Origin of the sequence: Asticcacaulis sp. EMRT-3, assembly GCF_030027245.1 — a bacterium.
Taxonomy (GTDB): domain Bacteria; phylum Pseudomonadota; class Alphaproteobacteria; order Caulobacterales; family Caulobacteraceae; genus Asticcacaulis.
Window position 1 is genome coordinate 2,101,672 of record NZ_JASERT010000001.1, and the last position, 20,493, is coordinate 2,122,164.

Annotated in this window: 18 protein-coding genes and 2 pseudogenes; 7 read left to right on the top strand and 13 right to left on the bottom strand. The window is 59.9% G+C overall.

Annotated elements, in window-relative coordinates:
* Nucleotides 1-2: 2 nt before the first annotated feature.
* From QB905_RS10100 to QB905_RS10145, 10 genes and pseudogenes are all read right to left on the bottom strand, one after another.
* Nucleotides 3-977, bottom strand: coding sequence for a PhoH family protein (locus QB905_RS10100; protein WP_282974871.1), 975 nt, complete (start codon nucleotides 975-977; stop codon nucleotides 3-5).
* Entirely contained in the window at nucleotides 978-2,360 is a 1,383-nt protein-coding gene (gene miaB, locus QB905_RS10105; protein WP_282974873.1) for a tRNA (N6-isopentenyl adenosine(37)-C2)-methylthiotransferase MiaB, read from the bottom strand.
* Between the two features lie 162 nt (nucleotides 2,361-2,522).
* Nucleotides 2,523-3,121: pseudogene (locus tag QB905_RS10110) on the bottom strand (transposase); the annotation flags it as partial.
* Nucleotide 3,122: 1 nt separating this feature from the next.
* Nucleotides 3,123-3,215: pseudogene (locus QB905_RS15330) on the bottom strand (transposase); the annotation flags it as partial.
* 426 nt (nucleotides 3,216-3,641) lie between these two features.
* Nucleotides 3,642-4,151 carry a ribosome maturation factor RimM gene (gene rimM, locus QB905_RS10120; RefSeq protein ID WP_282974876.1) on the bottom strand — a complete coding sequence of 170 codons (510 nt, stop codon included), beginning with the start codon at nucleotides 4,149-4,151 and terminating at the stop codon, nucleotides 3,642-3,644.
* A 96-nt stretch (nucleotides 4,152-4,247) separates the two neighbouring features.
* Nucleotides 4,248-4,709 carry a 30S ribosomal protein S16 gene (gene rpsP / locus QB905_RS10125; RefSeq protein WP_282974879.1) on the bottom strand — a complete coding sequence of 154 codons (462 nt, stop codon included), beginning with the start codon at nucleotides 4,707-4,709 and terminating at the stop codon, nucleotides 4,248-4,250.
* Nucleotides 4,710-4,732: 23 nt separating this feature from the next.
* On the bottom strand, nucleotides 4,733-6,322 hold the full coding sequence (ffh, locus tag QB905_RS10130) for a signal recognition particle protein (RefSeq protein WP_282974881.1): 1,590 nt from the start codon (nucleotides 6,320-6,322) through the stop codon (nucleotides 4,733-4,735).
* A 227-nt stretch (nucleotides 6,323-6,549) separates the two neighbouring features.
* Complete coding sequence (locus tag QB905_RS10135) at nucleotides 6,550-7,818, bottom strand: glycosyltransferase (protein WP_282974883.1); 1,269 nt, start codon at nucleotides 7,816-7,818, stop codon at nucleotides 6,550-6,552.
* Between the two features lie 57 nt (nucleotides 7,819-7,875).
* On the bottom strand, nucleotides 7,876-8,103 hold the full coding sequence (locus tag QB905_RS10140; protein ID WP_282974885.1) for a hypothetical protein: 228 nt from the start codon (nucleotides 8,101-8,103) through the stop codon (nucleotides 7,876-7,878).
* Between the two features lie 246 nt (nucleotides 8,104-8,349).
* Nucleotides 8,350-9,549 (bottom strand): LL-diaminopimelate aminotransferase, encoded by a 1,200-nt coding sequence (locus QB905_RS10145; protein WP_282974887.1) that lies wholly within the window; start codon nucleotides 9,547-9,549, stop codon nucleotides 8,350-8,352.
* On the opposite strand from QB905_RS10145, the gene QB905_RS10150 reads away from it, so the two are divergent.
* Nucleotides 9,548-9,679 (top strand): hypothetical protein, encoded by a 132-nt coding sequence (locus QB905_RS10150; protein WP_282974889.1) that lies wholly within the window; start codon nucleotides 9,548-9,550, stop codon nucleotides 9,677-9,679. The genes QB905_RS10145 and QB905_RS10150 overlap by 2 nt on opposite strands.
* 65 nt (nucleotides 9,680-9,744) lie before the next feature.
* Here the strand turns inward: QB905_RS10150 and QB905_RS10155 are convergent, their stop codons facing one another.
* Both QB905_RS10155 and QB905_RS10160 read right to left on the bottom strand, forming a co-directional pair.
* Nucleotides 9,745-11,397, bottom strand: coding sequence for a methyl-accepting chemotaxis protein (locus QB905_RS10155; RefSeq protein ID WP_282974890.1), 1,653 nt, complete (start codon nucleotides 11,395-11,397; stop codon nucleotides 9,745-9,747).
* Nucleotides 11,398-11,486: 89 nt separating this feature from the next.
* Nucleotides 11,487-11,885 (bottom strand): hypothetical protein, encoded by a 399-nt coding sequence (locus QB905_RS10160; protein WP_282974892.1) that lies wholly within the window; start codon nucleotides 11,883-11,885, stop codon nucleotides 11,487-11,489.
* Nucleotides 11,886-12,135: 250 nt separating this feature from the next.
* On the opposite strand from QB905_RS10160, the gene QB905_RS10165 reads away from it, so the two are divergent.
* From QB905_RS10165 to QB905_RS10175, 3 genes are all read left to right on the top strand, one after another.
* Nucleotides 12,136-12,441, top strand: a complete 306-nt coding sequence (locus QB905_RS10165) for a hypothetical protein (protein WP_282974893.1) — start codon at nucleotides 12,136-12,138, stop codon at nucleotides 12,439-12,441.
* Nucleotides 12,442-12,498: 57 nt separating this feature from the next.
* Complete coding sequence (locus QB905_RS10170; RefSeq protein WP_282974895.1) at nucleotides 12,499-12,813, top strand: hypothetical protein; 315 nt, start codon at nucleotides 12,499-12,501, stop codon at nucleotides 12,811-12,813.
* A 93-nt stretch (nucleotides 12,814-12,906) separates the two neighbouring features.
* The gene (locus tag QB905_RS10175) at nucleotides 12,907-13,611 is read left to right on the top strand and encodes an SURF1 family protein (RefSeq protein WP_282974896.1); all 705 of its coding nucleotides are present in this window, start codon (nucleotides 12,907-12,909) and stop codon (nucleotides 13,609-13,611) included.
* A 263-nt stretch (nucleotides 13,612-13,874) separates the two neighbouring features.
* On the opposite strand, the gene QB905_RS10180 is transcribed toward QB905_RS10175, so the two are convergent.
* Nucleotides 13,875-14,906: a cellulase family glycosylhydrolase gene (locus QB905_RS10180; protein ID WP_282974898.1), complete on the bottom strand. Its 1,032-nt coding sequence runs from the start codon at nucleotides 14,904-14,906 to the stop codon at nucleotides 13,875-13,877.
* Nucleotides 14,907-14,995: 89 nt separating this feature from the next.
* Between QB905_RS10180 and dnaG the strand changes: the two genes are divergently transcribed.
* The 3 genes from dnaG (at nucleotide 14,996) to QB905_RS10195 (ending at nucleotide 20,370) form a co-directional block, all read left to right on the top strand.
* The gene (dnaG, locus tag QB905_RS10185) at nucleotides 14,996-16,876 is read left to right on the top strand and encodes a DNA primase (RefSeq protein ID WP_282974900.1); all 1,881 of its coding nucleotides are present in this window, start codon (nucleotides 14,996-14,998) and stop codon (nucleotides 16,874-16,876) included.
* Nucleotides 16,877-17,004: 128 nt separating this feature from the next.
* Nucleotides 17,005-19,101 carry an RNA polymerase sigma factor RpoD gene (gene rpoD / locus QB905_RS10190; protein WP_282974902.1) on the top strand — a complete coding sequence of 699 codons (2,097 nt, stop codon included), beginning with the start codon at nucleotides 17,005-17,007 and terminating at the stop codon, nucleotides 19,099-19,101.
* A gap of 159 nt (nucleotides 19,102-19,260) precedes the next feature.
* On the top strand, nucleotides 19,261-20,370 hold the full coding sequence (locus tag QB905_RS10195) for an N-acetyltransferase (RefSeq protein WP_282974904.1): 1,110 nt from the start codon (nucleotides 19,261-19,263) through the stop codon (nucleotides 20,368-20,370).
* Nucleotides 20,371-20,493: the final 123 nt, after the last annotated feature.

Genomic DNA, 20,493 nt, shown 5'->3' on the forward strand with positions numbered 1-20,493 from the left:
ATTCAGCCCTTGAATTCATTATCATAGGCGCGCACGATCCGCGCCACCAGTTCGTGACGGACAATATCCTCGGCGCTCAGCTCCGACATGCCGACGCCTTCGACATGATCAAGCAGATGGACGGCATGGACAAGGCCGGAATCGGCGCGATTGGGCAGGTCGATCTGCGACGGATCACCCGTCACCACCATTTTCGAGCCTTCACCCAGCCGCGTCAGGATCATCTTCATCTGCATCCGCGTCGTATTCTGCGCCTCGTCGATAATGACATAGGCAAAGGACAGCGTGCGTCCGCGCATATAGGCCAGAGGGGCCACCTCGATTTCACGGCTTTCGCGCTTCTTGGCCAGCACTTGTGCACCCAGAATATCATCAAGCGCCTGCCAGATCGGCGTCAGATAGGGATCGATCTTTTCATTCAGATCACCGGGCAGAAAGCCGAGACGCTCACCGGCCTCGACCGCCGGGCGAGTGATGATCAAACGGTCAACCGCGCCGCGCAGCAAGAGCGAAACGCCATGCGCCACGGCCATAAAGGTCTTGCCCGACCCGGCAGGCCCCGTGGCGAAGCACAGATCATGGCTTTGCAAATTTTTCAGATAGGCGGCCTGGCCCGGCGTCTTGGCCACAATCGCGCCGCGCCGCCCCATCACCACCGCATTGAGCGAATCATTGGCCGAGGGGGCGCGGCGATGGCCTTTTTCGACCGGATCACGGCTTTCGGGATTATGGATCAGGCGGCGCACATCGTCTTCGCTGATCTCGACGCCCTGATCAAAGCGGTCACTCAGGGCGCGGATCACCGCCACGGCCTTGTGACGATGGCGCGCATCGCCCGAAACCCTTAGGCCATTGCCCGGCATCTCGATCAGCACCGAAAAGGCGCTTTCGATCAGGGCCAGATAACGCTGGGCGGGGCCTGCCACAGCCAGCACGCAATCGGTATGCAGGTCGATGAAATCTTCCTTGCCCGCCAATTAAACCCCCACCGGCGCGGCGATCAGCTCACCCTGCAAACTGTTGGGGCCGATGGCGACGATCTTCACCGGATGAATGCCGCCGATCAGGCCCGCCGCCCCTTCAACGAAGACAGATTGCAGATAGGGTGAGCGGCCAATGGCCTGACCCTCACGGCGGCCCGGTTTTTCAAACAACACGTCGAGCGTGCGGCCGACAAGAGCGGATTTGAAGGCCTGCTGCTGGTCATTGATCAGGCTTTGCAGGGCTTGCAGGCGCGCATCCATCACATCCTCAGGCACCTGAGCGGGCATAACGGCGGCGGGCGTGCCGGGACGCGGCGAATATTTGAACGAAAAGGCGGCGGCGTAATTGACCTGACGGATCAGGTCCATCGTGTCCTCAAAATCCTTGTCGGTTTCGCCGGGGAAGCCGATGATGAAATCACCCGACAGGGCTAGATCAGGGCGGGCTTCGCGGATCTTAGCAATCAGATCGAAGTATTTTTGCCGACCATGCTTGCGGTTCATGGCGCGCAAAATCCTGTCCGAGCCCGACTGCACGGGCAGGTGCAGATAGGGCATGACGGCAGCCAGATCGCGGTGAGCCTCGATCAGGTCATCGCCCATATCATTGGGATGCGAGGTGGTGTAGCGCAACCGGTCAATGCCGGGCACTTCGGCCAATGCGTACATCAGCTTCGCCAGTGTCGATTGCGCACCAGCAACATCAGCACCATTATAGGCATTGACGTTCTGGCCAAGCAGGGTCAGTTCGCGCACGCCCTTATCGGCCAGACGACGCGCTTCTTCGACAATGGCCGCCACCGGGCGCGACCATTCCGCGCCGCGCGTATAGGGCACCACGCAGAAGGTGCAGAACTTGTCGCAGCCTTCCTGCACGGTCAGAAAGGCGGTGGGGCCGCTGACGGCGCGATCGGAGGCCGCCAGATCAAGCGCATCGAACTTGGCATTGGGCGCGAAATCAGCGGCCAGACGCTCACCCTTGGCGCGGGCCGTGCGGGCGATCAGTTCGGGCAATTGGTGATAGGCCTGCGGGCCGATGACCAGATCGACGGCGGGGGCTCTGGTCATGATTTCAGCACCCTCGGCCTGCGCCACGCAGCCAGCGATGGCGATGGTCATGCGGCCTTCGCCCCGTGCTTCTTTTTCTTCGCGCAGTTCCTTCAGGCGGCCAATTTCGGAATAGACCTTTTCCGAAGCCTTTTCGCGGATATGGCAGGTATTGAGCAGGACGAGGTCGGCCCCTTCGGGCCTGTCGGACACTTCGTAGCCGAGCGGCAGCAACAGATCGACCATGCGTTCGCTGTCATAGACATTCATCTGACAGCCATAGGTCTTGATATGCAGTTTTTTGAGGGCGGGTTTGGCGTGCGCGTTCATCAGCGCCTTATGAGCGTGTATAGAGGAAAATTCAAGACGCACAAAAACGGCCCCGCTAAAACGGAGCCTCAGACTGCTGACAAACCTCGTCATATTTGGCGGGGTTTTGTTTTGCGGGCCCCATTCGTAAGATGTTTGGGCGGGCAAATTGGTTTGCGCGATCTATGCGGCGCTCAGCCTTGGCTCATTGGCCATCATGAGGGCGATTTTCTTGATATTCTGGGCGGTTGCGGCGAGCAGACACGGCCATTTGACGCGGCTTAGAGCGGTTTGCATTCTGATTGAATCGGTCAAAGGCATGCAACCCGCTCTCCATTTTACGTTTTTCCGCATCTCGCATTCAATTTGTAAGTCAAATTAAACGCTCGTTGCTCTAGGGTTCGGAACCTGGCGTAACGGTGTCCGTGGAGGTTGCTTGGCGTCGGCGAAGGAGCGTTCAACCGTTTCCTTTCGTCGCTTGTAGATGGCCTTGCCGCGCAGGGTAAGGCGCTGGGCGTCATTACGTTCACGGGCTTCCTGCCAGACGTGACGTGTCAGGGCGCGCTGGGCCTTGGGGTTGGCCGTGCATGAGGCCAGCAACGGGCAGGTCTTGCAGATACGGGGATCGCTTTTGTAGTGACGATAACCTGTGCGGTCGGTCGTCGCATAGGGCAGAAGCTGACCCTGCGGACAACGATAGCCATCGGCTTGCGGCTCATAAACAAAGGCCTTCGGTCCATCATACCTTCGCGCGGTGGCGTCGGTCGGCGATAGCCGGTGACGAAACCAGCGATAGGCGACATTGACCTCGATCTCGCGCACCAACTGACGTTCAGAGCGGACACCGAACAGGTAGCCGATGAACAAAGCCTTGAACCTGCACCCAAATAGGCTCTGGGTTGCGCAAGTTGGTATAAAAGTGTGCGCTCATGGATGAAAGCGCGGTTAATCCTTAAAAATATCTTGTGAAGCAAAATAGTTTGTGCATAATTATAAGGAAGCGTTTTCAGAACCTCGTGGATGCGGGATTTGGACAGCGCTTTTGTTTTGTAACGTCGCTGCAAACGTTTACATCGCGTTATTCGGGCTGAAATCCGGCAATTTTTCGCTCTGGTTCTGGCCCTATCGTCATTTCGGTTGTTGTGACGCAACCGAAATACGCCAATTACAGGGTGTAAGGCTTTGTAAGTGGTATCTTCTCAACATAAACTTCCCCTTGTTCGGTGACGGGCAAGGGGATTTTTTTTACCCTACTCCATATTTGAGAAAATGGAAGCGCTTTCATGCAGCATTCGCATTTTTTCAAATACCACTTAAATCGACAATGATCGTCCGCTCGGTCAGCCTGACGTCGGGCACGTTTTCCTGTGAGAATAACAGGTAGAAATTAGCGCCTTCCAGCGGCTGGATGTCGAGCAGATCACCCGCCCCGAAGTTCTCGACATTGACCACGCGGCCCACCGGCTGACCAGCGCTGTCACGAACCGCCATGCCAATCAGATCGGTAATATAGTATTCGTCCTCGTCCGGTTCCGGTAAGTCGGCGCGGGCGATATAGAGCTGCAAACCCTTCAGGCGCTCCGCCGCCGTGCGATCGGCTACCTCGGCGGCCCGCACAATCAGCGCGCCCTTATGCTCGCGCGCCGCCGTGATGGTTAGGGCCGCCTGACCCTTGTCATTGAGCAACGGCGCATATTCGAGCACGGCCACCGGCTCATCCATGAAGCTCAGCAGCTTGAATTCGCCCTGAATGCCATGCGCAGCGCCGATTTGCGCCACGAGAACGAGATCGGAAACGGGATTTTGGGTCATGTTAAAAAATCTGCCGAAAAAAAGGTATTCGCCACATACAGTAAAGGGCCGGGATTTGCACCCCGGCCCTTCAAACCTGCAACAGGATGACCCTGCTTATTCCGAAGCGGCGGCTTCTTCAGCAGGCACTTCCTCAGCGGCAGCTTCTTCAACCGGGGCCTCTTCCGCCGGAGCGGCGGCAGCGGCGGCGGCTTCTTCACGGGCGGCGGCTTCGGCGTCGAGACGGTCCTGTTCGCGCTGGGCGCGTTCGGCGGCACGTTCCTGCGCCTTCTTGCCCGGCAGGCCCTTCTTCGGATTATTGCCGTGCTCCCACTTGACCAGGCCTTCCTGAGCCAGGAAACGCGCCACGCGATCGGTAGGCTGCGCGCCCTTCTTCAGCCATTCGGCGATGCGCTCGGCCTTGAGCGTGACGCGCTGGGCGTCCTTGGGCAGCATGGGATTATAGGTGCCGACCTTTTCGATGAACTTGCCGTCACGCGCTGCCGTGACATTGGCGATGACGATGGTGTAGTAGGGGCGCTTCTTGGAGCCACCACGGGAAAGACGAATCTTCAGCATTTTCAGTATCCTAAATTAAAAGACTATTTTTTGGTCGGGTTGAAAGGCTTTGCGCCCGGCAAACCGGGCAGGCCGCCGAACAGGCCCGAAGAGGGTGAAGCGCCGGGTGATTTGCCCGCGCCGAGATTTTTCAGTTTTTCGAGATCGAGCGCCGGATTGAGGCCGGTCAGCGGATTGGCACCGGGCGCGCCCTGGCCCATCTTCTTGGCCATTTCCGCCATATCATCCATAGAACCGGGCATCGAGCCGCCACCGGGCATGGCCCCGCCGCCGAACATCCTGGCCATCTGGCCCATCGGCCCACGGCCATTGGAGCGCGCCATCATCTTGAAGGTGTCGGCCATCTGGCGGTGCTGCTTGAGCAGGCGGTTGATGTCCTGCACCTCGACGCCCGCCCCTGCGGCGATACGGCGCTTGCGCGACGCATTGAGCAGTTCGGGCTTCTTGCGCTCGGTTTTTGTCATCGAGGTGATGATGGCCACCTGACGGTCAAACACCTTATCGGAGATGTTCATCTCGTCGATCTGCTTCTTGACCTTCTGCACGCCCGGCAGCAGGCCCATAATGCCCGACATGCCGCCCATCTTCTTCATCTGGCGCAACTGGTTGGCCAGATCATCGAGATCGAACTGCCCCTTGGCCATCTTCTTGGCCATAGCGGCGGTCTGGGCGGCGTCGAGTTCCTGCGCGGCCTTTTCGACCAGGGCGACAATATCGCCCTGACCGAGAATCCGGCCCGCGATCCGGCGCGCATCGAAGACATCGAGCGCATCAACCTTTTCGCCAGCGCCGAGATATTTGATCGGCAGGCCGGTCGTGGCGCGCATCGACAACATGGCCCCGCCGCGCCCGTCGCCATCGGCGCGGGTCAGGATCAGGCCGGTCAGCGGCAGGCGTTCGTGAAAGGCCGTGGCGGTACGCACCGCATCCTGACCGGTGAGCGAATCGGCCACCAGAAAGGTTTCGGTCGGTTTGGCGATCCTGGCGATTTCCGCCGCCTCGTCCATCAGCTCGTCGTCGAGCGTGGTGCGGCCCGCCGTATCGAGGATCAGAACGTCAAAACCCTGTAATTTCGCCGAGGTCAGGGCGCGCCGGGTGATCTCGACGGCGCTCTGGCCCGTCACGATCGGCAGAAACTCAACGCCAACCTGATCGGCCAGCAGCTTCAACTGCTCCATAGCGGCGGGACGGCGCGTATCGAGCGACGCCATCATGACCTTCTTGCGGTCGAAATTTTTCAGGCGCAGGGCCAGCTTGGCCGAGGTGGTGGTCTTGCCGGAGCCTTGCAGACCGGCCATCAGGATCACCACCGGCGGCACGGCGTTAAGATTGATCGGCTCAGGCTCTTCGCCGCCCAGCATGTCGATCAGGCCGTCATAGACGATCTTGACCACCTGATCGGCGGGACGAACGGCCTTGATCACCGCCTCGCCCGTGGCCAGTTCCTTGGCCTTGGTCATGAACTGGCGCACCACCGGCAGGGCCACATCGGCCTCCAGCAGGGCTACCCGCACTTCGCGCAGCGCCGCTTCGACATCCTTTTCCGAAAGGACGCCGCGACCCGAAAGGCTGTCAAACAGACCGGACAGGCGTTCGTTGAGCGTGTCGAACATGAACCAAAAACCTTTTATCTTCAGCGTATCAGGTGCGCACCCATCAAACAAAAAACCCCCGAGGGCGCAACGCGCTGTCGGGGAGCCTTCCCTGCCTCTGCCGAACCGAAGTCCGAAAAACCGTGCAGCCGAAGGGGTCTGTTATCGGGGCGCGCATAGCCTTGCGCGCGGATGTGGCCGGTTCAATGACGCAAATGCCGGAAAGAGTCAAGCCGGGCCAAACCCGCTCACGGTTTCGGCGCTTCCAGCCAGGCCGTAAACGGCAGGCACGCCAAAGCCTGCGCGCTCCAGCCCTTCGACAGGTTGCGTAAGCTCCGCGCTCCGGCCCGCGCCAAGTCATTGCGTTGTCGGTCAGAGCCTGTCAGCTCGATCAGGGCATCCGCCGCCGCATCGAGATCGGGATCGGCCCACACCTGACCGGGCTGGCCGCTTTGCCGGCAATAGGGGCCGTCGGGATCGCGCAGGGGTATAAGCCGGATCGGAACCAGACGGCTGTTCTCGGCATTCATAAACTCAAGATTGCCCGACCAGCCGGTGGCGATCACCGCCACCTCGGCCATCATCGCCTCGGCCAGCGGCAGGCCAAAACCCTCGGCGCGGTGCAGCGAAATCAGAATATCAAAGGCGCCGATAAAGGCCTGCATATCATAGGCATTGAGGCGCTCGCTCATCAGGCGCATATCGGTACGGCCCTCCAAGACCCTGACCAGCCGCCGCGAGGTGACCGGATCGCTGTCCAGATCGGACACTTTCAGCGTCAGGCGCGCGCGATCCGACGAGGCCGGAAAGGCGCTTTTCCAGGCGGCCAGCACGCCCCACGGATGTTTGCGCGCCGCCGAGGATTTGGTATCGAACAGACAGACCACCTCGCACAATTCCGGCTCCATGCCGAAGCGGCCATGCACATATTCATAGGTGACCGGTGGCGAAGGCGGCGGCGCTACCGGATGCGCCATAATGCGCAGGCGCGCGCTCAGATCGCTGCGGCCCGCCTTGTCGAAAGCCGCCGCCAATGCCTCGCGCACAAACTGGCTCGGCACCCAGATTTCGTGCAGGTAATCGGCCAGCCATACCCAGTCCGGCGGGGCCAGAGGTGTCTCCCACGCCCAGTAGCCGATGCGGTAACGATGGGCCCATTGCGCGGGCGCATGGGCCAGCAGCGCCACCAGCACTTCGGGGGCATTGGCGTGGATGAACCAGACGCCGCCCGACCCCGGCAGAGCCGCCTTGCCGCGCCAAAGCTGGCGAAAGGCCGGGCGCAGATTATGGCGGATGGGCGCAAAACCCGCTGCGGCAAAGGCTTCGGCACTGAGACGACCCGCCTGACCTATGCCGAGGCTTTCTTCCAGAAAACCGGAAACGACAAAATCACCCGGCTGCGGCTGGCTGTCCTGCGCCTTCGGCCAGGTCTTACTGCGCCGACGCGCCAGCCAGGCCAAGACCCCGTGGATCAGGGGCAGGCGGTATTTGAGAGGAAGGTGCCGGATGCCGAACATAGGCAAGCCTACAGGCAAAAGCAGCGCATTTTCAAGCGGTTTCGTGGAGGGTTTGTGTCAGAGTCCGAGCCAGCGGCGGCGCTGCGACCAGTAGGACTGGAACTGATCGGCCTGCATGGCGTCTTCAAAGGTGACGACCTTGGTTTGCTGGCCGCCATTGGGATCAGAATGGACGGAGATCGAGTCAGTATCAGCAATCGACGCCGCTTCAACGAATTTGAAAAAGGCACCGAAAAAAGCATCGGTTTCCGATTCTGTATTCAGATCAAATTCGACACTGACCACGCGGCACTCTCCTGAAACGGGTGAGTTAAGATGACCGATCCCCATACGAACAGCCATGCGGACGCTCGGGCCTTGCCGTTAAATTTCAGCAAAGATGTGCGCTGCACAATGAAGAGTGAAGCCCAGATCGGCGCGGGAGTCAAAAGGAATAAATGAAACCTTAATACCGGGGCGACCGGTTTTGCCGTTATGTCGCAAAAATACCGGACGACACGCCGGTGTCATCCGGTATTTCAGGCCAGTATTTCAGGCGATTTTGGCAGCGCGTCCTGTTTCGGGCAGCAACAGCTTTTTGACATTGCGCGCCGCTTGCCGGATGCGGTTTTCGTTTTCGACCAGACCGAGCCGCACATAGCCTTCGCCATATTCGCCAAAGCCCAGACCCGGCGCCACGGCGACATGGGCTTCTTCGATCAGCATCTTGGCGAAGTCCATCGAGCCCATATGCTCAAACTTTGGCGGAATTTTCGCCCAGGCGAACATCGAAGCCGGCGGCGGCGGAATATCCCAGCCCGCGCGCTTCATCGAATCGATCAGCACATCGCGGCGCGACTTATAGGTGGCGCGAATCTCGGCGACATTGTCCTGCGGCCCATTCAGCGCGGCGGCGGCAGCCACCTGAATCGGCGCGAAACCACCGTAATCGAGATAGGATTTGACACGGGCGAGCGCCGCGCAAATCTCAGCATTGCCGACCACCATGCCGACGCGCCAGCCGGCCATCGCATAGGTTTTCGACAGCGAATTGATCTCGACCGAACGCTCCATCGCGCCCTCGACCTGCAAAAGCGAAGGCGGCGGATTGTCCTCGAAATAGATTTCCGAATAGGCGATGTCGGACAGCACGATCAGGTCGTGCTTTTTGGCGATGCGGATCACCTCTTTATAGAAGTCGAGATCGACCCATTGCGCCGTCGGATTGGACGGATAGGACACGATCATCACGGTCGGCGTCGGCACCGAATGCTTGACCGCCTTATCGATGCCCGACAGATACTGCTCCGGCGACAGGGCGGGCACATGGCGGATCACGCCGCCCGCCATCAGGAAACCAAAGGCATGGATCGGATAGGCCGGATTGGGGCAGATGACCGTATCGCCGGGCGCGGTGATCGCCATAGCCAGATTGGCAAAGCCTTCCTTGGAGCCCAGCGTGGCCACAACCTGCGTATCGGGATTGAGCTTCACGCCATAACGGCGGTCATAATAACCGGCCATCGCCTTGCGCAGGCCATGCACGCCCTTTGATACCGAATAGCCGTGCGTTTTTGGCTTCTGCACCGTTTCGATCAGCTTATCGACAATGTGCGGCGCAGTGGCCATGTCGGGATTGCCCATGCCGAAATCGATCACATCCACGCCTTGCGCTCGCAGGCGTGCCTTGACCTTATTGACTTCTTCGAAGACATAGGGGGGCAGACGGCGGATGCGATAAAAGTCGCGCATGGCGAAACAGGACCTCAAACAGGGGTTGGATGGAAGCGCCCATATGGCGCATCCGGCCGCTTTTGTCATCCTTTTCACGCAAAAATTTTTGCTGCTGCCGCCGCAATTCGGAAATTATTGCGTGCCTTAAGATATTTGTGCGCAAAACCCCGGCTTTTGTCAGGCCGGGGTCGCAGTCTTTTACTCGATCGGGCCTCAAGCCGCCCTGACATTGGCCAGGAAGCGGTTCATTTCGTGGTTCAGCCGTTCGGCCTGTTCGGCCAGTTCGCCTGAAGAACTCAAGACCTGGCTGGCGGCGGCACCGGTCTGTTCGGCAGCTTCGGCCACGCCCGAAATATTGGAAGTGACCTCCGACGTGCCGATCGAGGCCTGGGCCACGGCCTGCACGATTTCCTGCGTGGCGGCGTTTTGCTGCTCCACCGCCGAAGCGATGGCGGTGCTGGTAGAATTGATCTCGGTAATGGTGCGGGTAATGCTCTGAATGGCCCCGACCGCCCGGCTGGTGGTTTCCTGAATCTGACCGATCTTGTCGGAAATATCCGTGGTCGCCTTGCTGGTCTGGCCAGCCAGCGCCTTGACCTCCGAGGCCACCACCGCAAAGCCCCGCCCGGCTTCTCCGGCGCGCGCCGATTCGATGGTGGCGTTGAGCGCCAGCAGATTGGTCTGGGCGGCGAGGCCGGAAATCGTATCGACCACGCTGCCGATTGAGGCCGCCACCGCGCTCAGTTCGGCCACCACCTGGGCGGCGCGGTCGGCTTCGTGCACCGCTTCGCTGGAAATGCCCGCCGAGGTTTCGACCTGGCGGCCGATTTCCGATACCGAAGCGCCCAGTTCTTCCGCCGCACTGGCCACCGAGGTGACATTGGCGCCCGCCTCTTCTGCGGCGCTGGACACGGCCAGGGATTGCGCCGAAGCCTCATGCGCCGTGGCGGAAAGCTGCGAAGCCGCCGCCTGCATTTCCGTGGCCGCCGACGACACCATCGAGACAATGCCACCGACCGATCTTTCGAAATCGTCGGCCATGTCGAGCATGACCTTCTTGCGTTCGGCTTCGGAACGCAGCTTTTGCGCGCTGGCCTCGGCCTCCAGATCGCGTGCCTTGACGGCATTATCGCGGAAAACCATCAGTCCCTTGGCAATGTCGCCGCATTCATCGCCGCGCTCCACACCGCTGATATTGGTGTCAAGACGGCCATCGGCCAGCTTGCGCAGCTCTTCCACCGAGCGGTTGATCGGCTTTGAAATGCCGTAGGTGGCCAGCAGCCAGCCAATCACCATGCCAAACACGATGCCGCCGATGGCCACGCCGATCATCAGCACAATGGCTCCGGCGGCGGCGGATTGCGCCTGCCGGACGATCTTGTCACCACGCTGACCGACATGATCGGCATAGGATTTCACGTCCGCCTCCAGCGTATTGGCGAGTTGGCGATTGGCCTGCACCTGGGCGTCGATCTGCTTTTGCTCGTCCGTCAGGTGGATGGCGGAACTCAGCTTTTCCTCGACATCGTAGCCCTTGACCAGTTGCGCCGTATAGGCCCGGTATTCCTCTTCGATCTTGTCGAGCATGGCCTGCTCACTGGCGTCGGCGCTGCCCCGCGCTTCCTGAAGCCGCTTATGGAAATCCTCTTCATTCACCTGCGTGCTCTGGCGGGCCGATGCGATACTGGCCAAAGACGGATCGGCCGCGACACGGTATTCAGTCCGGTTCATGGCGATGACATTCTGATTGATACGCGCGCCACGGGTGGCGTCATTATCGACGGTCACCACCGTGGTCAGGCTGGACGTCATGTCGTGAATACGGGTCACGCCGAAATAGGCGACGATCACCGTGGTCAGACTCATCAATCCGATCAGGTACAGTAGTTTGGTTTGATCTTTAGGTCTTGCAGTTTCATTCCAGGCCCCCTTGCTGCCATAAGAATTGAATACGCTTAGTCGTGCCCCGGAAGTCTCTCGTCCAGCCAGTCCAGCGCCGCGTAAGTGGCCTGAAAGGCTTTCATGTCGTCATAAGGAAACAAGTGCGAAACCGTTGCCACCCGCGCCCGGTCATAGGGTCGGCGTGAAACGACCGCCACCCTGCCTGTATAGTCCAGCGCCTGCGTCAGATGCGCCCACTGTGCCGCCAGATGCTCAAAGTCATGATAGTCGATCTGGCCGTGATATTTGCGCAGGTCGAGCAGGCGCCGCCACGCCCATATCTGCTCGGTCTGCCTGTAGATGGCGATGAGCCGATCCACCGCCTCATGGCCCGGCATGTCGCCGATCAAACGCAGGGTCAGGATATTGCGGCGGTCATCGCGGTCGGTGTGGATATGACAAGTCTCAGGCATATGAAGACTTTCTGTGTCGGCGGCCCCGAATTGCCGCCAGAAAGACGACGCTCCGGCTCCGACCGAAAATAGACACATCCGCCCATTGTTCCACCCTGTCCGAACGTCAACTTCAGGGTGAGCAACTATGGCCGAATCGCTTGATTCGATAATTCGATTATCGAATTGAGGTCTTAAGAATATATTACCGTTAACGCCCGCCTTCCGGCAGGCCGCGAATCCTTGTCATGAAACTTCGAGAAAATGCTCCATGCTTTACGAGACCGTTCTTATTCTGAACCCGGCGCACGAAAATGTCGCTGAAGCATTTGAATTTAAAGCATTTCTTGACAATGTGGCAGGTCGAGGCGACTGGCTGATCCTGGAGGGGCCCAAGGCGGCTGACGGCCAGGGCGACATCCGTCTGCGGCTGCTCTGTCCGCAGGCCGCCCTGATGCGTTTGCAATGGGCAGATATTACCGAAGGGAAAAAGCGCGTCGTCAGCGACCGTCCGCTCAGCGATGACGAAATCGCCCGCCATCGACAATCCTTTAATGGGCGCTTTCCGTGGGAATAGCGATACGGCAGTGTCAGCTTTTCAGGCGTCGCGCGGGCGTTTTCGGCACATCCTGCCGTGGATATGCGCAATGGTCGCCGCCGGATCGATTTCGAGAATGATACACAGATCGATGAATTCGATCAGCTCAAGCCGTCGATCACAGGTTTCGATTTTGGCAATCACGCTTTGGTGGCGGTTCCATTTCCGGGCGAGATCATATTGGCTCAGGGCAAGGCCTGTCCGCGCCTTGATAAGCGCATCAATCGCCATTTGGTAAAATTCGCTCGGAAGACTCTTGGTGGTACGACTCAATGCGATTATCCGAAAGACAAGAGTTTACACGTGATCACAAAACACGATTCGCCCTTATGGCGAAACCAGATCCTGTAAATAATACCATAGATTTCAGACAGGCGGCGCTGAGGACACGATTGCGCCGGGCCGCTCAAAAGCCCATATTGACGACCTGAAAAGGAGGCCGCCATGCGCCGTATTCTGCTTGCTGTTCTGGTGATTGTTCTGGTGGGCCTGCTGACCGGACTGGGCATATGGCAGGTGCAGAGGCTGGCCTGGAAAACCGACCTGATCGCGCGCGTCAATGCCCGCGTTCATGCGCCGGTCACGCCGCCGCCCGCTGCGGGGGTAGCCGTGACGCGCGAAGGCGATGAATACCGCCACGTCCGGGTCAGTGGCCACCTGCTCAATAAGGATGAATCACAGGTCTATACCTTAAGCGAACTTGGGGCCGGTTACTGGGTGATGACGCCGCTGAAGACCGATGACGGCCGCATCATCTATATCAATCGCGGCTTTGTGCCGATGGACAAAAAAGCCCCGTCCACCCGCCCGCAAGGCCAGACCGAAGGCGAGGTGACCATTACCGGCCTGTTGCGCATGAGTGAGACGAAGGGCTGGCTGTTCCAGCAGGCCAATGACCCGGCCCATGATCTGTGGTATCGCCGCGACATCGCCGTCATGGCGCAAAAGCACCATCTGGGGCCGGTGGCGCCCTATTTTATCGATGCCGACACCACACCTAATCCCGGCGGCTGGCCAAGGGGCGGCCTGACCGTGATCCATTTCCCCAACAGCCATCTGCAATATGCCATCACATGGTTTGCTCTGGCCATCATGCTGGCAGGCGCATCAATCTGGCTGACATGGTTCCGCAAGCCGGACGAGGAATAAGGAAGATTTTTTACCACAGAAAACACGGAAAGCACGGACGCCTTCGGGCGCAGGCCACGCCTTCTGATGACGCGCACAGTACGACAATTTGGTGATCCGCGTCTTAGTATTCAGGCAAACACGATTATCCGTGTTTTTTGTGCCTTTCGTGGTTCAAATCCTTAGAGCAAGATGACTTTAGATAGACTCGTCATCTCGCTCTAAGGATTTGCTTACGCATCATGTTTTTCCAAAAAGTGGCATCCACTTTTTGGCATGATGCTCTAAAACGCCGCCTTCGCCGTCGCTTTCAGACCGTCCGGCCCATTGACCACGTCCTCGCCATGCTGCGTCAGCCGGGCCTTGCCGTAATCGCGCGACATATCAAGCACCTGCGAAGCCCCGCCATTGCCCTTCCAGCTCCAGGCGATCCAGCCCACACCCTTAGCTTGCGCCTCGTGCATCAGATACAGATGATCGACGCTGCTGCCGTCCTCGACCAGTTGGCTGGAGCCGAATTCGCCGATGATGAAGGGCACGCCGGTGGCTTTCAGCGCATCGATATTGGCGTCGATCTTCTCGCGGCTGTTCCACGGTTTATTATAGGCATGGACGCTGAGGATCAAATTGTGGCGCGGATCGGCGGCCTGTAACGCCGCGCCGCGTCCTTCCAGAAAACTGGAAACATTCTGGCCACAATCGGCGGCGTCGATCACCAGCGGCATCCGATAGCCGTGACCGCGCAGGGCGCTGACCAGCTCGCTATAGGTCGAGATATAGCTGCGGAAATGATTATCCGACGTGCCCCATTCATTGGCGATATTGAGCATCAGATAGGGCTGGTATTTGCGATCATTCAGCACCTGCGCCCAGCGGTTCATCCACAGGGCCTGAACGTGAAAACGCAGGGCCGTGCTGTCGTGCGAGCAGGTGACATCCTGCTCCCACAGCATCACCATGACCGGCATTTTTAAGCGCACCGCCTGATTTAACGCCCGGCGCAGATCGTGGGCCGAGGTATTGGCGCGCAGTTCGAGGCGGATGATATTGGCGCCGCTGGCCTTGATGGCCTTGATGGCCGACCAGGCGCGTCCGGGCCGGTCGCCATATTGCAGATTGACGCCGCGCATGATGAAGGGCGCGCCATCGGGCGTGAAAATCTGACCGTCACGCGCCTCAAAAACCGCAGGCGGCGGGCCGCGCTCCGGCAGCAGGCCGAAACCGTTGCGCCAGACGGAGGCGCAGCCCGTCAGGCCGTAAATTATCAGGTTTACGGCCAGCAAAGCGGTCAGGATGCGGCGCAGGCGTGTCGTCATCAGGCTTCCTTCCCGCCCATGGTGCAGCAAAAAGCTGAACGAAGCTTAAAACCCTTCGCAAAAGCCGCGAGTCCGCCTATATTTCGCCGGTGCGGTTCGACGATCATTTCCTTGAAGAGTTAAAAACTCGCCTGAAGCCTTCAGAGGTGATCGGCAAGAGCGTCAAGCTGCGCCGTCAGGGCCGCGAATGGGTGGGGCTGTCGCCCTTCACCAAGGAGAAGACGCCCTCCTTCTATGTCAACGACCTGAAGGGCCAGTTCTTCGATTTTTCGTCGGGCAAGAATGGCGACATCATTTCCTTTTTACAGGAAACGGAGCGCCTGAGCTTTAACGAGGCGATCGAAAAGCTGGCGGGGATGGCGGGCATGGCCCTGCCCGCCGTCACCCCGCAGGCCATCGCCGCCGATATGAAGCGTCAGGGGCTGGGTGACTGGATGGAATTGGCGCACAAATGGTTCATGGCGCGCCTGCACGACAAAAATCCCGCCGCGCAAAACGCCCGCGACTATCTGACAAAGCGCGGCCTGTCGGCGGAAGACATCGCCACCTTCGGCCTTGGCTATGCGCCGCGTGACCATACCGCCCTCAAAGACGCGCTGGTGCAGAAAGGCGCGAAAGTCTCCGAACTGGTCGAATGCGGCCTGCTGATCGAGGTCGAGGGCAAGGCCCCTTATGACCGCTTCCGCGACCGGCTGATGTTTCCTATCGAAGACCAGCGCAATCATGTGGTGTCGTTCGGCGGGCGCGCCCTTAATCCCGATGACAAGGCCAAATATCTCAACGGGCCGGAAACACCACTCTTTCACAAGGGCCATATGCTGTTTGGCCTGCCGCGCGCTCTGAAAATCCTGGGGGCCGAGGAAAAACACGCCGATCTGGTGGTGGTGGAAGGCTATATGGACGTGCTGGCCTGCCAGCGCGCCAAAATCGCCGCCGTCGCCCCGATGGGCACGGCGCTCACCGAGGAACAGATCGAGCTGTTGTGGCGCAGGCACGACGAACCGGTATTGTGCTTTGATGGCGACGCCGCCGGTCAGCGCGCCGCCTATCGCGCGCTCGACCGCGCCCTGCCCAATCTGAAGGCCGGTCGCTCGTTCCGCGTTTGCCTGCTCACCGGCGGCAAGGATCCCGATGAGGTCTTGCGCGAAAAAGGCGCTCTGGCTTTGCGCGAGGCGCTGAAGGATACCCGGCCCTTCGTCGATATATTGTTTCAGCGCGAAGCCGAACTGGAGCCGCTCGATACGCCGGAACGCAAGGCCGGTTTCAAAAAGCGCCTGCGCGCCCTGGCCGCCCAGATCGAGGATAAGGACTTAGCCGAGGCCTACCGCGAAGACCTGATGGGCCGCTACACCACCCTGATTGCCCCGCCACGCGCCCAGACCCCCTTCACGCCCTTTACGCCTTCTGAACGCAAGGCCTGGAAGCCGGGGCAGAAGCGCGAGGTTTTCCTGCCGCCGGTCATGCCGGAATCGAAGGCGGCGGCCCACACCCTGTCCACCTCGCTCGATCCGACGGGTGCCGCTCTGGCGCAGGGCCTGATCGATCAGCCGGACTGGATGGCCGATCAGGTCGAGGCGCTGGAGGCCTATGGTTTCGGCGATCCGGCCCTCGATCCGCTGGCGCGCGCGCTGGTGGGGCTCAGTTTCCAGCACGAGGGGCTTGACAGGGAAGGATTGAGTCGCCATCTGCACAGGCACGGACTTGGAGCATTATTAGGCGAGATTCAAAAGGCGGCCCTCAGATCAGGCGCGCCATTCCTCTCAGGGGATTCATCTCAGGCCGATGCTCATGACCGCTGGTTACAGGCGTTCAACGCGGTATCGCGTTTGACGGCTTTGGATCGTGCCTTGAATTCAGCCCGCGATCAGGTGGGCACAGAATTTTTTTCACGGCTCAAGCTGGAGCGCGACAGCTTGCGGCGGTCCTTGAGAAGCGGACAAATCTGGCAGGACGAAAGCACGGAACCTTAAGCAAATTCACATTAAGCTTTTGATTTTCGTGTATAAAATCCTCAATAATGACATATAGCGGCAGGTTTTTCAAAAAGCCCGGACGCGGAGACACAAATGAACGTGACAGCCTTTTCGAGTGTGGCAGAATGAGCACAGTGACAGAAAAACCTGAAACCGAGGCCAATTCCGACGGCCCCTTGCTCGACCTGACCGATTCCGGCGTCAAGAAGTTCATCAAGGCCGCCAAGGCGCGCGGCTATGTGACGATGGACGAGCTGAACAAGGTTCTGCCATCGGAAGAATTCACCTCGGAACAGATCGAGGATACGCTGGCCATGCTCACCGAAATGGGCGTGAATGTCATCGAATCCGAGGAAGAGGCGGCCGAGGGCGGCGAAGTGGCGGTGCGCGAGGAAGCGGGCGCCATTATCGAAACGCCGAAAACCTCCAACTATGACCGCACCGACGATCCCGTGCGCATGTATCTGCGCGAAATGGGCTCGGTCGAGCTTCTGTCGCGCGAGGGCGAAATCGCCATCGCCAAACGCATCGAGGCCGGGCGCGACACCATGATCCGTGGCCTGTGTGAATCGGCCCTGACATTCGAAGCCATCATGGTGTGGCGCGAGGAACTGGGGTCGGGCCGTATCCTGCTGCGCGAAATCATCGACCTCGAAGGCACCTATGGCGGCGGCCCGAATGACGGCCCGACGCCTGCCGACCTGAACGGCGAGAGCGAAGACGGCGAAGAGCCCGCTGATGGCGTCATCGTCGCGCCCGTTTTCAAGGCCCCCGAAGCGCCCAAACCGGAAGCCCCCAAGCCCGAAACACGGGCCGTGGCCGAAGCCGTGGCTGCGCCTAAAAAAGCGACGGGCGACGACGAAGATGACGACGATTCCTACGTGCCGATGGACGAGGAAGAGAAAAAGCCCGAAGCCGCCGAAGAAGAAGACGAAGACGATTTTGACGATGGCGCGGGCCCCACGGTGTCGGCGATGGAATCGGAACTGCGCGAAGGCGTGATGGCCACGCTCGACGCCATTGCCGGCGAGTTCGAAACCTATCGTCGCACACAGGAAAAAATGCTGACCGCCAAGCTGGAGGGCACGCCGCTCGATCCGGCCGACCGTCAGGCCTATGATGATGTGACGGCGGCGATCACCCGCCACCTCAAGACGCTGAAGCTCAACAATCAGCGGATCGAAGCCCTGGTCGAGCAGCTTTACGGCATCAACAAAAAGCTGATGGGCCTCGAAGGCCGCCTGCTGCGTCTGGCCGATTCCTACGGCATTTCGCGCACCGAATTCTTAAGCGCCTATTATTCGCGCGAACTCGATCCCGCCTGGTGCGACAAGGTGCGCGACATGGGCATTCGCTGGCAGAAGTTCGTCGATAATGACGCCACCGCCATCGACCGTATTCGCGGCGAGGTGACGACGCTGGCCACCGATATGGGCGTGGCGGTCGATGATTTCCGCCGCATCGTCGGCACCGTGCAAAAGGGCGAGCGCGAAGCCCGTCAGGCCAAGACCGAGATGGTTGAGGCAAACCTGCGCCTCGTCATTTCCATCGCCAAAAAATACACCAATCGCGGCCTGCAATTCCTCGACCTGATTCAGGAAGGCAATATCGGCCTGATGAAGGCGGTCGATAAGTTTGAATATCGGCGCGGCTATAAGTTCAGCACCTACGCGACCTGGTGGATTCGTCAGGCCATTACGCGCTCGATTGCCGATCAGGCGCGCACCATTCGTATCCCCGTGCACATGATCGAAACGATCAACAAGATCGTGCGCACCTCGCGCCAGATGCTGCATGAAATCGGCCGCGAACCGACGCCGGAAGAATTGTCGGAAAAGCTGGCCATGCCGCTCGAAAAAGTGCGCAAGGTGCTGAAAATCGCCAAGGAACCGATCTCGCTCGAAACGCCGATCGGCGACGAAGAGGATTCGCACCTCGGCGATTTCATCGAAGACAAGAACGCCATCCTGCCCATCGACGCCGCCATCCAGAGCAATCTGCGCGAAACCACCACCCGCGTCCTGGCCTCACTGACGCCGCGCGAAGAACGGGTTTTACGGATGCGGTTCGGCATCGGCATGAACACCGACCACACGCTCGAAGAAGTGGGCCAGCAATTCTCGGTGACGCGCGAACGTATTCGCCAGATCGAGGCCAAGGCGCTGCGCAAGCTCAAGCACCCCTCACGCTCGCGCAAACTGCGCAGCTTCCTCGATTCGTAAGGCTCGTATTAAGACATCTTGCTTCACCCCGCCGGATCGCTCCGGCGGGGTTTTGCATTTCATGAAGCGAACCATAACAACCTGAAGATGTATTTTGTAAGAATTATATAAAGCTTATGCCTATAAAAAGGCTTCAGGATCCATATCGGACATTCCCTCATGCAGGTGCGCGAAATCATCCACAACGACCACGATGCCGTCAATGCCTTATGGGGGCAGGTCTGGTGGCCGACGCGCAGCGAGGCGGGCTGGCGCTGGCTGGCCGCCAATCCGGTGTTGCGCGAACGGCCCGCGCCGCAGGGCTGGGTGATCGAGGACAAGGATGGCCGGATCGCGGCGGTTCTGGGCGCGCTGGCCCAGCGTTACTGGCGCGGACATGAGGTCTGTTACGGCCTGACCGGCCATTCTCTGGTGGTATCGCCGCATCTGCGTGGCGCCAGCCGTCATCTGATCACGCGCATTATCTCCGAACCGGGTTTCACCGCCTGCTATACGCTCAACGCCAATATATTGTCGCACCGCCTGTATGGCCGTTTCGGCTTTCGTGCGCCGCCCGCCGCCGTCGCCGACCGCAAACTGGCCTGGGTGATCGATCCACTGGTCTGCATGACCGCGCGCGCCTTACGCCACGCGCTCGACGGGCGGCCCCGGCTGGCGCGGCGCGTGGGCGAGCAGTTGCGGCCCAAAGCACGGCTGTGGCGCGATCCGGTCTTTAAGCTGCCGCACGATGTGACGACTTTTCAGCCCGGCGCGGCCTATGCCGAATTCTGGACGCGGCTGCGCGATGAAGGTGGCTGGCTGGCCGATCGCGGCCCGCATGTGCTGGAATGGCGGCTGCAAGACCCCGACCTGACCACGGCCCCCGTCATGCTGGCCTTCCAGCGTGGCGGCGAAATCCTCGGCTATGCCTGCGCCATGTTTGCCAAGGAAAACCCTATCGAGCCGCTGGTGCTGGAAATCATCGATCTACAGGCCCTCAATACGGCACCTCTGGCGGTGGCGCGCCTGATGGACGCCCTGATGGCGGTGGCGCGGCAAGGCGGGGCGGCCAAGCTGCGCCTTGGCATGTTGAGCCCGCGCCTGCATAGCCAGCTTGGCCCCCACGCCGTCACGGCGCGCAGCGAAGGCGGCTGGCAGCACGCCCATGTCCGCATCGCGCCAAATGCGCCCGACCTGACGAGCTGGGCCCCAACCCCCTATGATGGCGACCTGTTCATGAGCCTGCGCCCGCCGCCGCGCCCGTCCTTCGCGGCTTTGAAGGCGGCCTGAGCCCTTACGCCAGCCCGCCTAACCGGTTCAGCGAATTAAATTCGTTTGTCTTAGAACCATCTCACCGTAATGTGGCAGCCTTCGCTTAGAGCGTGTTCCGATCTGATGGGATCAGATCGGCGC

Coding starts and splice junctions, on each gene's coding strand:
- QB905_RS10180 (WP_282974898.1), bottom strand. CDS start 14,906: ATGACGACACGCCTGCGCCGCATCCTGACCGCTTTGCTGGCCGTAAAC.
- rimM (WP_282974876.1), bottom strand. CDS start 4,151: ATGACCCAAAATCCCGTTTCCGATCTCGTTCTCGTGGCGCAAATCGGC.
- ffh (WP_282974881.1), bottom strand. CDS start 6,322: ATGTTCGACACGCTCAACGAACGCCTGTCCGGTCTGTTTGACAGCCTT.
- miaB (WP_282974873.1), bottom strand. CDS start 2,360: ATGAACGCGCACGCCAAACCCGCCCTCAAAAAACTGCATATCAAGACC.
- QB905_RS10165 (WP_282974893.1), top strand. CDS start 12,136: ATGCTTTACGAGACCGTTCTTATTCTGAACCCGGCGCACGAAAATGTC.
- rpsP (WP_282974879.1), bottom strand. CDS start 4,709: ATGCTGAAGATTCGTCTTTCCCGTGGTGGCTCCAAGAAGCGCCCCTAC.
- QB905_RS10175 (WP_282974896.1), top strand. CDS start 12,907: ATGCGCCGTATTCTGCTTGCTGTTCTGGTGATTGTTCTGGTGGGCCTG.
- QB905_RS10160 (WP_282974892.1), bottom strand. CDS start 11,885: ATGCCTGAGACTTGTCATATCCACACCGACCGCGATGACCGCCGCAAT.
- QB905_RS10145 (WP_282974887.1), bottom strand. CDS start 9,549: ATGCGCGACTTTTATCGCATCCGCCGTCTGCCCCCCTATGTCTTCGAA.
- QB905_RS10155 (WP_282974890.1), bottom strand. CDS start 11,397: ATGAGTCTGACCACGGTGATCGTCGCCTATTTCGGCGTGACCCGTATT.
- QB905_RS10135 (WP_282974883.1), bottom strand. CDS start 7,818: ATGTTCGGCATCCGGCACCTTCCTCTCAAATACCGCCTGCCCCTGATC.
- rpoD (WP_282974902.1), top strand. CDS start 17,005: ATGAGCACAGTGACAGAAAAACCTGAAACCGAGGCCAATTCCGACGGC.
- QB905_RS10195 (WP_282974904.1), top strand. CDS start 19,261: ATGCAGGTGCGCGAAATCATCCACAACGACCACGATGCCGTCAATGCC.
- QB905_RS10150 (WP_282974889.1), top strand. CDS start 9,548: ATGGCGAAACAGGACCTCAAACAGGGGTTGGATGGAAGCGCCCATATG.